Here is a 15,944-nt window from a genome sequence, read left to right on the forward strand (position 1 = left end):
GACATTCTTGAATTAAGCGCTTTAAATATGATTTGTATTCCAGATAACAATACATTTATATATTTGATTATGAATGTCAGAAAGCATTTTTGAATATACTATATATGAATGTTTGTTTTCGAAAAAAGTAACTGAAAAGAGGAGGGAATGACATGAGATATGAAATCAGCGAAGTCGTAAAAAAAGACCAGGTTATGGAATTGGTTTTTGGTAACTGCAGCAAGCCGAAAGATTTACTGGGACGACATTTTATCTTACAAGGACAGGTTATCTCTGCCTATCATCCAGATGCGGTAAAGATGGAAGTTATTTCAGAGGATGGCGAGCGTTATCCTATGGATACTGTAGAAAGACAGCCAGTATTTTCACTGTTTCTTCCTCATAAAAGACCATTCTCTTATCAGATACATATGACGTTTCATGATGGAAATACTTATATAAGTAGTGATCCATACAGTTATGAAGGGTTGATTACGGAAGAAGAAGAAAAATTATTCTCAAAAGGAAACTGGACAGAAGTTTATCATAAGATGGGCTGTCATAAAGTAAAACTTGGAAATACAGAAGGAATGTATTTTGCAGTATGGGCACCAGGAGCAAGGCGTGTCAGCGTAGTTGGTGATTTTAATTATTGGAATGGAATGTTATATCCGATGCACAAAATGGAGAACTCCGACATTTTTGAACTGTTTATTCCAGGACTTTCCTGTGGACAGTTTTATAAATTTGAAATAAAAAATGTACAGGGTGACATAATACAGATGGTTGACCCATATGCCGTAATGAATGAGGAAAAGGAAAACGGCGCGTCAAGAATGTTTGATCTTGGGCGATTTCGCTGGGAGGATTCGAGATGGCTTTCCAAACGATATCATGGAAATGTTTTTAAGACACCGATGTCTGTGTGTGAAGTACGGATTAGTGAATTAGATTCCCCGGATGAGAAAGTACAGGAAATTGTGCAGGATATGGGGCATACACATATTTTACTCCGAGGCACACCGGAGAGAGCGAAACTCGGAGTGGAAAGAGGATTTTTTGAGCCGGCATTTTACGGGAACACACCGGATACAATGCGATTTTTTGTGAACCGTTCACATAAAAGAAATATTGGAGTTATGTTAGAAATATCACCAGAATATTTAACAAGAGCAGTACATCTTTTTGAGAAAAAACATCCGCAGGCAGTCAACTATCTTCTTGCTAATATCTTGTTCTGGATAAAAGAATATCATATCGATGGATTTGTATTTCGGGGATTGAGTGAGAATTCTTCTGATTTTCTTGAGAAAGCAAAAGAAGTAATAAAAAAAGAAGACAACAGTGTACTGTTCATTGGGGAAGAAATAAAAGGAAAACAGACAAGAGACTTCTTTGACTTTGAATGGAATATGGAATTAAAAGCAGGAGTGGAAGAATATCTCGGAACAGATTTTGAGAAGAGACAGGGAAAATATTTCTGTCTTTCACAACCATTGATGAAGGGAGATTTCTCTAATACACTGCTTTTACTTAATAAAGAGAAAAATAATCTTTTTGATGAATCTCTCATTGACAAGAAGCCTTCATGTGATTATGATAAGTTAACAGGAGTCAGGATGTCTTATGGCTATCTGATGGGAGTGCCCGGAAGAAAGGCATGGGATCTTCATTCACATGAAAATATTTCTTCGCAGGAATATGTGAAGTCCCTGATTCGGATTTATCAGGAATATCCTGCCCTTTATGAGTATGATCCACTGAGAGCTTCTTTTGAGTGGATTAACGGGATGGATGCGGAGTCCTCTGTATTAAGATTTATGAGAAAGTCACCGTCAGGCAGAGATAATCTGCTATTTATATGTAACTTTGGCACAGAAGAGAAAGAGAACTGCCAGGTAGGTGTTCCGAAAGCTGGAAAGTATACAATGATTTCGAATAGCGATGCTGTGGAATTTGGCGGCGAAGGCAGAGACGAGCATCAGGAAGTTCAGGCGGTCTCTGAATGTTGGGATTTGAGACCATACTCCATTAAAATATCTGTGCCGCCACTGGCGACATTGATTTTTAAGTTTTAAAGGGTTTTATATATATTTATAATATTAGATATGAAATAGTGGTATGTGTTTGAAAGTGTTTTTTTATAAAGCGAGATGTGCAGATTGTTTTTTGTTTTTTCGATATGTACTAGAGCATTTTTCAAACACGCTATAGGAAGAGAAAGGTGTGTTTAATAATGAAAGAAGATTGTATATTCTGTAAGATTGCAAAAGGAGAGATTCATTCTGCTACGGTTTATGAAGACAGCCATTTCACAGTAATTCTTGATGTGAATCCGGCAACAAAGGGACATTGTCTCATTATCCCTAAGGAACATTTTGACAATATTTATGATTTAGATGGAGAGACAGCTGGCAAGTTATTTGCATTGGCTACCTGTATCGCAAGAGCAATGAGAGATGCGTTAAAGTGTGACGGGCTGAACCTTGTTCAGAATAATGGAGAGATTGCAGGACAGACTGTAAATCATTTCCACTTACATCTGATTCCTCGTTATGAGGGAGATGGACTGAATCTTAACTGGCCACAGCAGGAGATTTCTGCGGAGCAGTTAGAAGAAATCAGACAGTCAATTAAGAAATCTATCTAATTATTCATTAATTGCTTATGGTAAAATTCTGGAAATTTGTATTTTGTAAGTATTGATGGTTTTCCGGAATGTTGTTTACAAAGGTGATTCAAAGTATCTGCTTTATAAATATCAGATAGTTTGGATGAAAAAATAATTAGGGATATTTATAGTAATTTTTACAATAATTTCAGTAATAGAAAGGACAGAGTATGGGTAAATTAGATTTTAAGCCGGGTAATATGTTATACCCTCTTCCGGCGGTTATGGTATCGGTGAGAGATAAAGAGGGAAATGATAATATTATAACAGTGGCCTGGACAGGAACGGTATGTACCAATCCACCCATGCTCTACATTTCTGTTCGCCCAGAGAGACATTCCTATAAAGCGTTACATGAAACAGGGGAATTTGTTGTAAACCTCACTACGGAAAAGATTGCAAAAGCAACCGATTTCTGTGGTGTCCGTTCCGGAAGGGATATGGACAAGTTTGAACAGACTGGTCTGATTAAAGGGGAAGCAAAGAAAATTAATGCTCCTGTCATTGAGGATAGTCCGGTAAATATCGAGTGCCGTGTCAGAGAGGAAGTGGCACTTGGTTCTCACACGATGTTTATAGCAGATGTTGTTCATGTGACAGTGGACGATTCCTATATGGATGAGAGAGGAACATTTCATTTAGAAAAAGCAGCACCAATTGTATATTCTCACGGGACATATTTTGGGCTGGGAGAATCTTTGGGGACATTTGGATATTCTGTTCGTAAGAAGAAAAAAAAGAGAAAAAATAGATAAATTAAAACATTTATTTTGTAATAATTTCTGATTTACAATAAATCGGGGAATATGATATAATAAAATGATTCTAGGTTTAATTTGAATTATGAAGAAAAGTACATATTTGTTTGAGATATAAAATATCATGACAGGAATTTTTGAAACAGGATTACAGGTAGTTTATAACTATTCAGATAAAAATAACCATATAAGAGAAGGCATCGGGAATACGTCTTTGTAAACGGATTATGAATAGTTACGATAATTTTATTTTTATTTTGAATTCATTTTTGTGTAGAGAGTAATCTTTGGAATAGAAATTCCATTTTTTTGGTTGATATTTTATTATCTGATTTTTTGAAATGAAAATATTTTGATTAAAAATCTGTTATTTGGATTTTTATGTTTAAAATGAAAATAATTTGAATAGAATTTGTTATTTGGAATTTTGTACAAAATAGAAGCTTTTTATTTGAATTTGGAAATTTAATAGAAATATTATAAATTGGATTTAATTTGTTTAAATTCCTATATTTATATAAAAAATATTTTAGTTAGGAATTTATTACTTGAATTTTTTTACATAGAAGTTTTTACTTAGAATTTATTTAGTTTTACTTAAGTTTGAAAATTAGTGTTAAGAATAATAACGTTTAGAATAGATTATAGAGGTGCGAAATGGAACAGTATATTATTAAAGGTGGTAATCCGTTAGTTGGTGAAGTTGTAATTGGTGGAGCAAAGAATGCAGCATTAGGAATTCTGGCAGCTGCCATTATGACTGATGGAGAATGTTTAATTGATAATATGCCGAATGTTAGAGATACCAATGTTCTTTTACAGGCAATGGAAGGCATTGGAGCAACGATTGACCGTAAGGGAGATAATGAAGTTGTAATCAGTGGAAAGAATATCGATTCTACTGGAGACTTAATTGTAGATAATGAATATATTAGAAAAATCAGAGCTTCCTATTATTTAATTGGAGCTTTACTTGGTAAGTATAGAAAAGCACAGGTTGTTCTTCCGGGAGGATGTGATATCGGAAGCCGTCCAATCGACCAGCACATTAAGGGATTCCGTGCACTTGGTGCGGAAGTTAAGATTGAACATGGCATGATTATCGCACAGGCAGAACAGCTTGTTGGAAACCGCATTTACTTAGATGTGGTTTCCGTTGGTGCAACAATTAATATTATGATGGCAGCATCACTCGCACAGGGTAATACTGTAATTGAGAATGCTGCAAAAGAGCCGCATATCGTGGATGTTGCGAACTTCTTAAACAGCATGGGAGCCAATATTCGCGGTGCTGGAACTGATGTTATCCGTATCAAAGGTGTAGAGAAGTTCCACGATACAGAATATTCTGTAATTCCAGACCAGATTGAGGCTGGAACTTTCATGATGGCAGCGGCAGCTACCAGAGGAGATGTTCTGATTAAGAACGTAATTCCTAAACATTTAGAGACAATTTCTGCGAAGTTAATAGAGATTGGAGCAGAGATTGAAGAGTCTGATGATGCAGTAAGAGTTGTGGCAGCGCAGCGTCTGCGTCACACACAGATCAAGACACTTCCATATCCGGGATTTCCTACAGATATGCAGCCACAGATGGCAATTACACTGGGGCTTTCTACAGGTACAAGTACGATTACAGAAAGTATTTTTGAGAATCGTTTTCGCTATGTAGAAGAGCTTCGTCGTATGGGAGCCAATATTAAGATGGTAGAAGGCAACACTGCGATTATTCACGGTGTTGAGAAGTATACAGGTGCATCAGTAGCAGCACCAGACCTTCGTGCAGGAGCAGCTCTTGTTATCGCAGGACTTGCAGCCGAAGGATATACAACGGTAACTCAGATTGGTTATATTCAGAGAGGATATGAGAGATTCGATGAGAAGCTCCGTGCTCTTGGGGGATTGATTGAGAAGGTTGATTCCGAGAAAGAAACCAATAAATTTATTTATAAAACAGGTACTGTAAATTAAGAATTGGAGATGAAAAGTATAATGGAAAGAAGATTATTTACATCAGAATCTGTAACAGAAGGACATCCGGATAAGATGTGTGACCAGGTTTCTGATGCTATACTTGATGCATTAATGGAAAAAGACCCTATGAGCCGCGTTGCCTGCGAGACAGCAATGACAACAGGCCTTGTACTTGTTATGGGAGAAGTAACAACAAGTGCATATGTGGACATTCAGAAGCTTGTCCGTGATACAATCAAAGAGATTGGATATACAAGGGGTAAATATGGTTTTGACGCAGATACATGCGGTGTTATGGTTGCTTTAGATGAGCAGTCTTCCGATATTGCTATGGGTGTTGATAAAGCACTTGAAGCAAGAGAGAACAAGATGAGCGATGAAGAATTAGAAGCAATCGGAGCTGGAGACCAGGGTATGATGTTCGGTTACGCCAGCAACGAGACAGAAGAGTATATGCCATATCCTATCGCATTAGCTCACAAGTTATCCAGACAGCTCACAAAGGTTCGTAAAGACGGAACTCTGTCTTACTTAAGACCAGACGGAAAGACACAGGTTACTGTAGAATATGACGAGAATGGTAAACCAGACCGTCTTGATGCGGTTGTTCTTTCTACACAGCATGATCCTGAAGTCACACAGGAACAGATTCATGAAGATATTAAGAAATACGTTTTTGATGCAATTCTTCCACAAGATATGGTTGACGAGAATACAAAGTTCTTCATTAACCCTACAGGAAGATTCGTAATCGGTGGACCACACGGAGACAGTGGATTAACAGGAAGAAAGATTATCGTAGATACTTATGGTGGATATGCACGTCACGGCGGCGGAGCATTCTCAGGCAAGGACTGCACAAAGGTAGACCGTTCTGCTGCTTACGCTGCAAGATATGTAGCTAAGAACATCGTAGCAGCCGGACTCGCAGATAAATGTGAGATTCAGTTATCCTACGCAATCGGTGTAGCACAGCCTACATCTATCATGGTAGATACTTTCGGAACAGGGAAGATTGCAGAAGATAAACTCGTAGATATGGTTCGCGAGAACTTTGATTTAAGACCAGCAGGAATCATTAAGATGCTTGATTTAAGAAGGCCAATCTATAAGCAGACAGCAGCTTATGGTCATTTTGGAAGAAATGATCTTGATCTCCCATGGGAGAAGCTTGATAAAGCAGAGACTCTTAAGAAGTATCTGTAAGATGCTAATCTGCTAAGCTAAGGCAAAGGAGATAGGCTCTTTTTGAGGGCTAACTTTGGCTGCTGGAGGGAAATCAGAAGTTTGGGAGATACATGGTTAGCTGCACTACTTTAAGGCAAGTGGGAGAGTTATTTTTCGACGGATTGTAGGGATTAGATGGAACATTAGCTGTAAGAAACTTTTGCCGGATTGCTCAAAGAAATTAAAAAAAGAAGGGGTTGTTCTAAGCTTGAATTTTGTGACTTTGTGCTGTGAAATTCTGACTGTAACCTTGCGAGCTCGTTTTCGAGCAAGGTTGTTTTATCAGGCAGAATGGAACGTTTAGCACAACGGAACAAAATCAAGCTTAGAATAACCCCTTCTTTTCTAAATCCTTCTGGCAAGCCGGTCACACTTTCTCCACTACAGTGACGTCTGTTTACCCGCAAATCCAAAATTGCATGTTAAAAAATAATCAATTTTTTCAAAAAATCTATTTACGAATGTCTTTGAAAATGATATAGTGTGGTAGTAATTTTATGGATGGTATTCAAAGCGAAACCATACCCCCATGTAACTGGCAGATATTGAGCTTATATCTTTAGGAATAAGACTCGGAGTATCACCGTGCGAAAGGCAGGGTGATGAATTATGAGAACAGGAATTATAGGTGCAGGGAAAGTTGGGTGTTCCCTTGGTAAGTATTTCAGATTAAATAATCTGAAAGTAACAGGATATTACGATGTGAATGAGAATCTTGCGAAAGAGGCGGCGACTTTTACAGAGACGACCTTTATAGAAGATTTGGAGACAATTGTAAAGATAAGTGATACTCTGTTTCTTACTGTTCCTGATGATTTGATTACCACAGTGTGGAATCAGATGAAAGATATGTCCCTTGAGGGAAAGTTTATATGTCATTGCAGTGGTGCTTTATCAGCCGGAGATGCATTTCCCGGAATTGATAAGTGTGGTGCTTTCGGATATTCTGTCCATCCGCTCTTTGCAGTCAGCGATAAATACAATTCTTACAAAGAGCTATCACATGCGTATTTTGTAATAGAAGGCGATGAGAAGCATCGGGAAGAAATCGCCGGGATTTTTAATAATCTTGGAAATGAGGTGCGTTATATAGCAGCAAAGGATAAAGTGAAATATCATTGTGCTGCCGCCGTATGCAGTAATCATGTGGTTGCACTGATACAGGAAAGTCTTGATCTGATGCAGGAGTGTGGGTTTGATGAAGAGAGTGCGCTTAAGGCATTAGCTCCAATTATGCTTGGAAATATGCAGCATATTGCAGAGCGTGGAACTGTAAATAGTCTCACTGGTCCGGTGGAAAGAGCCGATGTAAAGACCGTGGAAAAGCATTTGAACTGTCTGGATGAGAAACAGCAAATGCTTTATCGTCTTTTGTCAGAAGTTCTTATTTCCATAGGAGAAAAGAAAAATCCGGGCAGAGATTATGGAAGGCTAAAACACATTCTCGGAAATGAGTAAGACTGTCTGACCACAAATCATTTCGCGATTTTATCAGATGATGATTTGATGAAGCGAAGATTTTGTGTGAGGGTTGCATGACAACAACATAAGGGACAGCGAATCAGGAGGTATATAATGAAGAACACGGTAACAACTTTTCAGGCAATGAAAGATAAAGGTGAAAAGATTTCCATGCTGACAGCATACGATTATTCCACAGCAAAGTTAGAAGATGCTGCAGGAATTAACGGAATCTTAGTTGGAGATTCCCTTGGAAATGTTGTTTTAGGATATGATACTACAATCCCAGTAACAGTAGAAGATATGATTCATCATGGAGCTGCTGTTGCAAGAGGAGCAAAGAATTCTTTAGTAGTAGTAGATATGCCTTTCCTTTCTTATCAGACTTCTGTTTATGATGCAGTTGTAAATGCCGGAAAGATTATGAAAGAGACACAGTGTGACTGTGTGAAGTTAGAGGGTGGAAAAAGTGTGTGTCCACAGATTAAGGCAATCACTGATGCTTCTATTCCAGTAATGGCACATCTTGGACTCACTCCACAGTCCGTCAATGCATTTGGTGGATTTAAAGTACAGGGTAAAACTGTAGAGGCAGCACAGCAGCTTATTGAAGACGCAAAGGCAGTAGAAGAAGCAGGAGCATTTGCTGTTGTTTTAGAATGTGTTCCAGCCAAACTTGCCCGCAAGGTAACAGAGGCGTTACATATTCCTACGATTGGAATCGGAGCAGGAGAGGGCTGCGATGGACAGATTCTTGTCTATGCAGATATGCTCTCTATGTTTTCTGATTTTACACCGAAGTTTGTACGAAGCTTTGCAAATGTAGGGGAGATTATGTCACAGGCATTCAAAGATTATGATGCCGCAGTAAAGGACAGCTCCTTCCCGGCACAGGAACATACATTTAAGATTGCTGACGAAGTGTTAGATAAGCTTTATTAATGCTGGATTAATAAATCTGATATTTTCGATTTGAAAATCGTTTTAGTATGGGATGCTAGAGCGTGTTTGAAAAATCATTCCAGCAATCTGCACACCCCAATTTGCGGTATATTTTGCCTTCATTCGGTTGCCGTAGCCCACTACGCCGCCCTCATTCAGGCGAAATCTCCCGCAAATTGTGATGCACATCTTGCAGAAAGCATTTTTCAAACACGCTCTAGAATCAGGCATTATAAATATATAAAAGAAGGATAATAAGATTATGGAAAAAGTATATACAGTAAAAGAAGTAAGAGAGCAGGTAAAAGCATGGAGAAGAGAGGGCCTTACCGTTGGTCTTGTCCCTACAATGGGATATCTTCACGAAGGACATGCAAGCTTAATCAAAAAAGCAGTAGAGCAGAATGATAAAGTTGTTGTCAGTGTATTTTTAAATCCTACACAGTTTGGACCAACAGAAGACTTAGAAGCTTATCCAAGAGATTTCGAGGCAGACTGTAAGCTTTGTGAATCTATTGGAGCAGCTATGGTATTTCACCCAGAACCATCTGAAATGTATGCACCAGATTTTTGTACATGGGTGGATATGGATGTTCTTTCTAAGACATTATGTGGAAAGAGCAGACCAATTCATTTCAGAGGAGTATGTACCGTTGTAAGTAAACTCTTTAATATCGTAACACCGGACCGTGCTTATTTTGGACAGAAAGATGCACAGCAGCTTGCTATCATCCGTCGTATGGTAAGAGACTTAAATATGGATATCGAAATTGTTGGATGTCCAATCGTGCGTGAAGAAGATGGTCTGGCAAAGAGTTCAAGAAATACTTATTTAAATGAAGAGGAAAGAAAGGCAGCACTCATTTTAAGTAAAGCTGTATTCCTCGGTAAAAAAATGGTAGAAGATGGAGAGACATCTGCAGCAGCAGTAAAAGAAGCAATGATTAAGAAGATTGAGTCTGAGCCAATGGCTAAGATTGATTATGTGGAGGCAGTAGACGGATTATCCATGCAGCCTGTAGAAGAAATCAAGGCCCCAGTATTAGTAGCTATGGCCGTTTATATTGGAAAGACAAGACTCATCGATAACTTTATCGTAGAGTAACAAGTGGATTAAAGAATATTTCAAGCACACGCAGAGTTATTCAGAGCTAAGTAGTTTATATCGAAAATGAATATAAATTAAAATTCAGGTAGCTTTGAATAATGATTTATTTAATATTTTGTAATTAAGAAGACATAGAGATTTTTCGGAGGAATAGATACAATGCAGATTACAATGTTACAGGGAAAGATTCACAGAGCAACTGTTACTCAGGCTGAACTTGATTATGTTGGAAGCATCACAGTAGATGAGGATTTACTTGACGCGGCCGGTATCAGAGAATACCAGATGGTTCAGATTGTAGATGTAAATAATGGAAACCGTTTTGAGACATACACAATTGCCGGCGAAAGAGGCAGCGGCGTTATGTGTTTAAATGGTGCCGCAGCAAGATGTGCCAGTGTAAATGATAAGATTATCCTCATGGCTTATGCACAGATGACTCCAGAAGAAGCCAAAGAAAATAAACCAAATGTTGTATTTGTAAATGATGAGAATAAAATCAGCCGTGTTACAAATTATGAAAGACATGGGCGTTTATTCGACATGGAGAGGTTAGGATAAAAAATGTTAAAAGGAAAAACCGTCGTTTTAGGAGTAACTGGAAGTATTGCCGCTTATAAAATTGCAAATCTTGCAAGTATGCTCGTAAAACAGCACTGTGATGTGCATGTGATTATGACAAAAAACGCAACGAACTTTATCAATCCGATTGCATTTGAGACATTGACAAATAATAAATGTCTCGTAGATACATTTGACAGAAATTTTCAGTTTCATGTAGCACATGTGTCTGTGGCACAGAAAGCAGATGTGATGATGATCGCACCAGCTTCCGCCAATATTATTGCCAAGCTTGCTCATGGAATTGCAGATGATATGTTAAGCACAACAGCCTTAGCCTGCAGTGCAAAGAAAATCGTATCTCCTGCAATGAATGTGCATATGTTTGAAAATCCGATTGTACAGGATAATTTAAACATATTGAAGAAATACGATATGGAAGTGGTAGAGCCTGCAGTTGGTTATCTTGCATGCGGAGATACAGGGGCAGGAAAGATGCCAGATCCGGAAGTTTTGTATGAATATATCATAAAGGAAATTGCCTGTGAAAAAGATTTAAAGGGCAAAAAGATTATGGTAACTGCCGGTCCGACGCAGGAAGCTATTGACCCTGTCCGCTACATCACAAATCACTCTACAGGAAAGATGGGATATGCCATCGCAAAAAGAGCAATGCTCCGCGGAGCGGACGTAACACTTGTCTCCGGTCCCGTTGCACTCGATCCAGTTCCATTTGTGAAAATGGTTCCTGTAACTACGGCACAGGATATGTTTGAAGCAGTCAGCGGCGGTTTTCCAGAGCAGGATATCCTCATTAAAGCAGCAGCAGTAGCAGACTATCGTCCGTCTAATGTCAGCGATGAGAAGGTAAAAAAGAGAGATGGAGATATGGCGATCGCTCTCGAAAGAACAACCGATATACTTGGCTATGTCGGAGAGCATAAGAAGCCAGAACAGATTATTTGCGGATTTTCCATGGAAACACAAAATATGCTTGAAAATTCCCGAAAAAAATTAAAGAAAAAACATCTTGATATGATTGTAGCTAACAATTTGAAAGAGCAGGGGGCTGGATTTGGAACAGATACCAACAGGGTTACAATCATTTCAGAAAAAGAAGAAAAAAATCTCGAACTCATGTCCAAAGAGGAAGTAGCAGATGAGATTTTAAACTACATTCTTGAGTTTAAATAGATAGATTTTGATTTCATGGAGACGAACTCTGAACCCTGTATCAATAGTATCTGTGACTTTCGTCGCGGCGTGTTGAATACTCGCTTACGCGCTCGTGTTCAACACTTGCTCCCAGGCCACAGATACTATTGATACAGGGTTCAGAGTTCTGTCTTCTGGGGGGATTCAGAAAACCTATCGGTAGTTTTCTACTTGCTCTGGAGAGTGGGGAAGAATGTAGTTTTTTGGTAGGATTTGAGGGAGAGAGCTGGAGAGTTTGGCTGGATTCAAGTTATCTATAGAGTAGAAAAAGATTAAAAAACTAAAAACTTACTATTTAATAGAAACCCCTCCTGAGAATCCCCAAATCCTCCCCCCTATTTTATAAAATTTAGTTTGCCAAAGTCAGAAAACAAAAAAATCATATCCTAGAAAATGTGGCCTGGGAGCAAGTGTTGGATGCGAGCGTGAAAGCGAACATTCAACACGCCACGACGAAAGTCACATTTTCTAGGATATGATTTTCCTGTTTTCGTCTCCCAAACCTAAAAATTTTATAAAATATTTGTTAAATATTGTTTGGTTTTTGAAAAGTTGTGTTTTAAAAACCAATTTATGTTATAATCGTATTACAATAAAGTAAATAAAAGAGTATTGTCGGGGAAGGCAGCATAATTGGGATTTTCTATTATCAAAAGTTATAGAAGACCACAAATACTGTGTGGGCGAAAAGTACTCCTGTTGCAGGCAGGCTTTCTTTCACATAAGAGTTACAAGAAAGTCAGCAAAGAATGGAGAGGTGTTTATGAAGCATATTTTGATAATAGAGGATGAAAGAGCTGTTGCGGAATTAGAAAGAGATTATTTGGAGATTAATTCTTTTAAAGTATCTATTGAAGAAACGGGTGAAGGCGGATTACAAAGAGCGTTGAAAGGAGATATTGATCTTATTATATTGGATTTGATGCTTCCTGATATGGATGGATTTGAGATATGCCGGGAGCTTCGCCATAGAATAGATATACCAATTCTTATTGTTTCCGCAAAGAAAAGTGATATTGATAAGATAAGAGGATTGGGCATTGGAGCAGATGATTATATTACGAAGCCATTTAGTCCGAACGAACTGGTTGCAAGGGTAAAAGCACATTTAAATCGCTATATCAGACTCACCAGGAAACGTATTGATGTAAATGAATATATAGAATACCCAGGATTGAAAATTGATAAAAGTGCCCGTAGAGTCTTCGTAAATGAAGAAGAAAGATTTTTTACTACTAAGGAATTTGATCTTCTTACTTATCTCGCAACACATCCAAACCATGTATTTTCCAAAGATGAATTATTCAGTGCGGTGTGGGGAATGGATTCAATGGGTGAGATTGCGACAGTAACAGTTCATATTAAAAAGATACGAAAGAAAACAGAGAATGCAAATGTAAAGTCCGGATATATTGAAACGGTCTGGGGATCAGGTTATCGTTTTAGAGTTATTGACAGTGATGTAAGTGGAGAAAGAGAAAGTATTGTAGATGCCATTTGATTTTAAGAATCTGAATAAGTATAATAGAGGAGATAAAAGACTGAAGTAATAGAGGAGTAGTAAAGAATATATGCTAAAGAAAAAGAGAGTTCCGATTGTATTTGAAGACGATGCAGTAATTGTATGTGAAAAACCTGCAGGTATGCCGGTACAGAGCGATCATACAAGAGATATGGATGTGCTTACAATACTAAAGCATCATATTTTTGAGGAGCAAAATAGTGAGGAAGAACCATATCTTGCCGTTGTTCACCGTCTGGACAGACCAGTAGGTGGATTGATGGTTCTTGCTAAGACAAAAGAGGCTGCTGCAAATCTTAGCGAACAGATTCAAAATTTTGAATTTGAAAAAAACTACCAGGCAGTTGTGTGTGGAAATCTTAGAGAGGACTTTGGAACTTTTGAAGATTATCTCCTGAAAAATGGAAAGACAAATAAAACAGAAGTAGTGAAAGCAGGAACACCGGGAGCCAGGAAAGCAGAACTGGATTATGAATTGATTGACTGTATTGAGACAAAAGAAGGAGTGCTTACATGGATCCTTGTCATTCTTCATACAGGCCGTCATCACCAGATTCGAGTACAGTTTGCTTCTCGTGGACTTGGACTTTACGGCGATACAAAATATAATCCAAAGTTCCAGAAAACGAAAAAGAAATATACAGAGATTGGATTATATTCTACAAGGATATCCTTTAATCATCCGGTAACTGGGGAGAGAATGACATTTAAGATAGAACCATCAGGAGAAGCATTTGAGAAGATGGATGTAGAAGCATTTTAAAAAATAGCACTGCCAGCTATTTATTGGTGGTGCTATTTTTGTATACATATTTATGTATATTTTCTCGCTTTATATAGTCATATTCTTGACAAATCAAGGGAGTTATTTTACAATAAAAAACAGACTGACAGTGCGGATTGTTGCGGGAATTGAAGCAGCAATCCTTTATCTTTGTATCATAAAAAATATGTTAGATATCATGTTATATAAGAAGAAAGGAAATATTATGGCTAAGGAAAAGAAGCTTGTAGAAGCAATCACTCCAATGGATAAAGATTTTACCCAGTGGTATACAGATGTAGTAACAAAGGCAGAGTTAATTTCTTATTCTAACGTAAGAGGATGCATGATCATCCGCCCAAGAGGATATGCAATCTGGGAGAATATCCAGAAGCAGTTAGATGCAAGATTTAAAGAGACAGGGGTAGAGAACGTATATCTTCCAATGTTAATTCCTGAGAGTCTTTTACAGAAAGAAAAAGATCATGTAGAAGGTTTTGCACCAGAAGTAGCATGGGTAACTCATGGTGGAGAAGAGAAACTTGCAGAAAGACTTTGTGTACGTCCTACATCAGAGACCTTATTCTGCGACCATGTAAAGGACATCGTACATTCTTATCGTGACCTTCCAGTTGTATACAATCAGTGGTGCTCCGTACTTCGCTGGGAAAAGACAACTCGTCCATTCCTTCGTTCTTCTGAGTTCTTATGGCAGGAAGGACATACTTTCCACGCAACAGCAGAGGAAGCAAAAGAAAGAACAGAGCAGATGCTCAACGTATACGCAGATTTCTGTGAGCAGGTTTTAGCGATTCCATTAGTAAAAGGAAGAAAGACAGAAAAAGAAAAATTTGCCGGTGCAGAAGCTACTTACACAATTGAGGCATTAATGCATGACTGTAAGGCATTACAGTCCGGTACAAGCCACAACTTTGGTAACGGATTTGCAAAGGCTTTTGGTATTGAGTATACAAATAAAGATAATAAACTTTCTCCTGTATACGAGACTTCATGGGGAATGTCCACTCGTATCATCGGTGCGATCATCATGGTACACGGTGATGACAGCGGACTTGTATTACCTCCAAGAATCGCTCCAGTACAGACAATGATCATCCCAATCCAGCAGAAGAAAGACGGTGTTTTAGATAAAGCATTTGAGATTCGTGATACTCTGAAGTCCAACTTCTCTGTAAAAGTAGATGATTCCGATAAATCCCCAGGATGGAAGTTCAGCGAACAGGAAATTCAGGGAATTCCTACCCGTATCGAAATCGGACCAAAGGATATCGAAAAAGGTCAGGCAGTTATCGTTCGTCGTGACACAAGAGAAAAGATTGTCACACCTATTGATAAGATTCCAGAAACATTAACAGAAGTTCTTGAGACAATGCAGAACGATATGTACAATAAAGCAAAAGCACATCTTGAGAAAAATACACATATCGCTCATAACTGGGAAGAATTCAATGACATTCTTGAAAACCAGCAGGGATTCATCCGCGCAATGTGGTGTGGAGAAAAAGAATGTGAAGAAGCCATCAAAGATGAGAATGGTGCAACAACACGTTGTATTCCATTTGTACAGGCAAAACATTCCGATGTATGTGTTCACTGTGGAAAACCAGCAAAATGTGAGGTTTACTTCGGAAAAGCTTATTAAGTCCTGATTTGCCGCAGGCAAGGAGACGCTCCCAAAGAGAGCCGATACCCTATATTTGTGACTTTAGTCGCTGCAGGTTGAATGTTCGCTCACCCGCTCG

General features: G+C 38.3%; 15 protein-coding genes. 14 read left to right on the plus strand and 1 reads right to left on the minus strand.

Annotated elements, in window-relative coordinates; genetic code table 11:
• Positions 1 to 152: 152 nt before the first annotated feature.
• The 7 genes from EUBHAL_RS10195 to panB all read left to right on the plus strand — a co-directional run bounded on the left by EUBHAL_RS10195 (position 153) and on the right by panB (position 9,012).
• Positions 153 to 2,057 (plus strand): GlgB N-terminal domain-containing protein, encoded by a 1,905-nt coding sequence (locus EUBHAL_RS10195; protein ID WP_005348959.1) that lies wholly within the window; start codon positions 153 to 155, stop codon positions 2,055 to 2,057.
• Positions 2,058 to 2,212: 155 nt separating this feature from the next.
• Positions 2,213 to 2,629 carry an HIT family protein gene (locus tag EUBHAL_RS10200; protein ID WP_044923003.1) on the plus strand — a complete coding sequence of 139 codons (417 nt, stop codon included), beginning with the start codon at positions 2,213 to 2,215 and terminating at the stop codon, positions 2,627 to 2,629.
• 191 nt (positions 2,630 to 2,820) lie between these two features.
• Entirely contained in the window at positions 2,821 to 3,405 is a 585-nt protein-coding gene (locus tag EUBHAL_RS10205) for a flavin reductase family protein (protein ID WP_005348963.1), read from the plus strand.
• Between the two features lie 660 nt (positions 3,406 to 4,065).
• The gene (locus EUBHAL_RS10210) at positions 4,066 to 5,379 is read left to right on the plus strand and encodes a UDP-N-acetylglucosamine 1-carboxyvinyltransferase (protein ID WP_005348964.1); all 1,314 of its coding nucleotides are present in this window, start codon (positions 4,066 to 4,068) and stop codon (positions 5,377 to 5,379) included.
• Between the two features lie 21 nt (positions 5,380 to 5,400).
• The gene (metK, locus tag EUBHAL_RS10215) at positions 5,401 to 6,588 is read left to right on the plus strand and encodes a methionine adenosyltransferase (RefSeq protein WP_044922995.1); all 1,188 of its coding nucleotides are present in this window, start codon (positions 5,401 to 5,403) and stop codon (positions 6,586 to 6,588) included.
• Between the two features lie 630 nt (positions 6,589 to 7,218).
• Positions 7,219 to 8,067 carry a Rossmann-like and DUF2520 domain-containing protein gene (locus EUBHAL_RS10220; protein WP_005348968.1) on the plus strand — a complete coding sequence of 283 codons (849 nt, stop codon included), beginning with the start codon at positions 7,219 to 7,221 and terminating at the stop codon, positions 8,065 to 8,067.
• Between the two features lie 117 nt (positions 8,068 to 8,184).
• Positions 8,185 to 9,012 carry a 3-methyl-2-oxobutanoate hydroxymethyltransferase gene (gene panB / locus EUBHAL_RS10225; RefSeq protein ID WP_005348970.1) on the plus strand — a complete coding sequence of 276 codons (828 nt, stop codon included), beginning with the start codon at positions 8,185 to 8,187 and terminating at the stop codon, positions 9,010 to 9,012.
• Positions 9,013 to 9,054: 42 nt separating this feature from the next.
• Here the strand turns inward: panB and EUBHAL_RS16890 are convergent, their stop codons facing one another.
• A complete protein-coding gene (locus tag EUBHAL_RS16890; RefSeq protein WP_330068481.1) occupies positions 9,055 to 9,171 on the minus strand; it encodes a DUF6783 domain-containing protein in 117 nt (38 codons plus the stop codon).
• Here EUBHAL_RS16890 and EUBHAL_RS16895 point away from each other — a divergent pair.
• From EUBHAL_RS16895 to proS, 7 genes are all read left to right on the plus strand, one after another.
• Entirely contained in the window at positions 9,121 to 9,267 is a 147-nt protein-coding gene (locus EUBHAL_RS16895) for a DUF6783 domain-containing protein (RefSeq protein WP_334290894.1), read from the plus strand. The genes EUBHAL_RS16890 and EUBHAL_RS16895 overlap by 51 nt on opposite strands.
• Before the next feature lie 7 nt (positions 9,268 to 9,274).
• Positions 9,275 to 10,117: a pantoate--beta-alanine ligase gene (gene panC / locus EUBHAL_RS10230; protein WP_005348974.1), complete on the plus strand. Its 843-nt coding sequence runs from the start codon at positions 9,275 to 9,277 to the stop codon at positions 10,115 to 10,117.
• Positions 10,118 to 10,279: 162 nt separating this feature from the next.
• Positions 10,280 to 10,681: an aspartate 1-decarboxylase gene (panD, locus tag EUBHAL_RS10235; RefSeq protein WP_005348980.1), complete on the plus strand. Its 402-nt coding sequence runs from the start codon at positions 10,280 to 10,282 to the stop codon at positions 10,679 to 10,681.
• 3 nt (positions 10,682 to 10,684) lie between these two features.
• Positions 10,685 to 11,875 carry a bifunctional phosphopantothenoylcysteine decarboxylase/phosphopantothenate--cysteine ligase CoaBC gene (coaBC, locus tag EUBHAL_RS10240; RefSeq protein ID WP_005348983.1) on the plus strand — a complete coding sequence of 397 codons (1,191 nt, stop codon included), beginning with the start codon at positions 10,685 to 10,687 and terminating at the stop codon, positions 11,873 to 11,875.
• 784 nt (positions 11,876 to 12,659) lie between these two features.
• Complete coding sequence (locus tag EUBHAL_RS10245; protein ID WP_005348987.1) at positions 12,660 to 13,397, plus strand: response regulator transcription factor; 738 nt, start codon at positions 12,660 to 12,662, stop codon at positions 13,395 to 13,397.
• Positions 13,398 to 13,467: 70 nt separating this feature from the next.
• Complete coding sequence (locus tag EUBHAL_RS10250) at positions 13,468 to 14,181, plus strand: RluA family pseudouridine synthase (protein WP_005348991.1); 714 nt, start codon at positions 13,468 to 13,470, stop codon at positions 14,179 to 14,181.
• Between the two features lie 226 nt (positions 14,182 to 14,407).
• Entirely contained in the window at positions 14,408 to 15,844 is a 1,437-nt protein-coding gene (gene proS / locus EUBHAL_RS10255) for a proline--tRNA ligase (protein WP_044923006.1), read from the plus strand.
• The last annotated feature ends 100 nt before the right edge of the window (positions 15,845 to 15,944 follow it).

The organism is Anaerobutyricum hallii DSM 3353, from assembly GCF_000173975.1.
GTDB classification, from domain to species: domain Bacteria; phylum Bacillota; class Clostridia; order Lachnospirales; family Lachnospiraceae; genus Anaerobutyricum; species Anaerobutyricum hallii.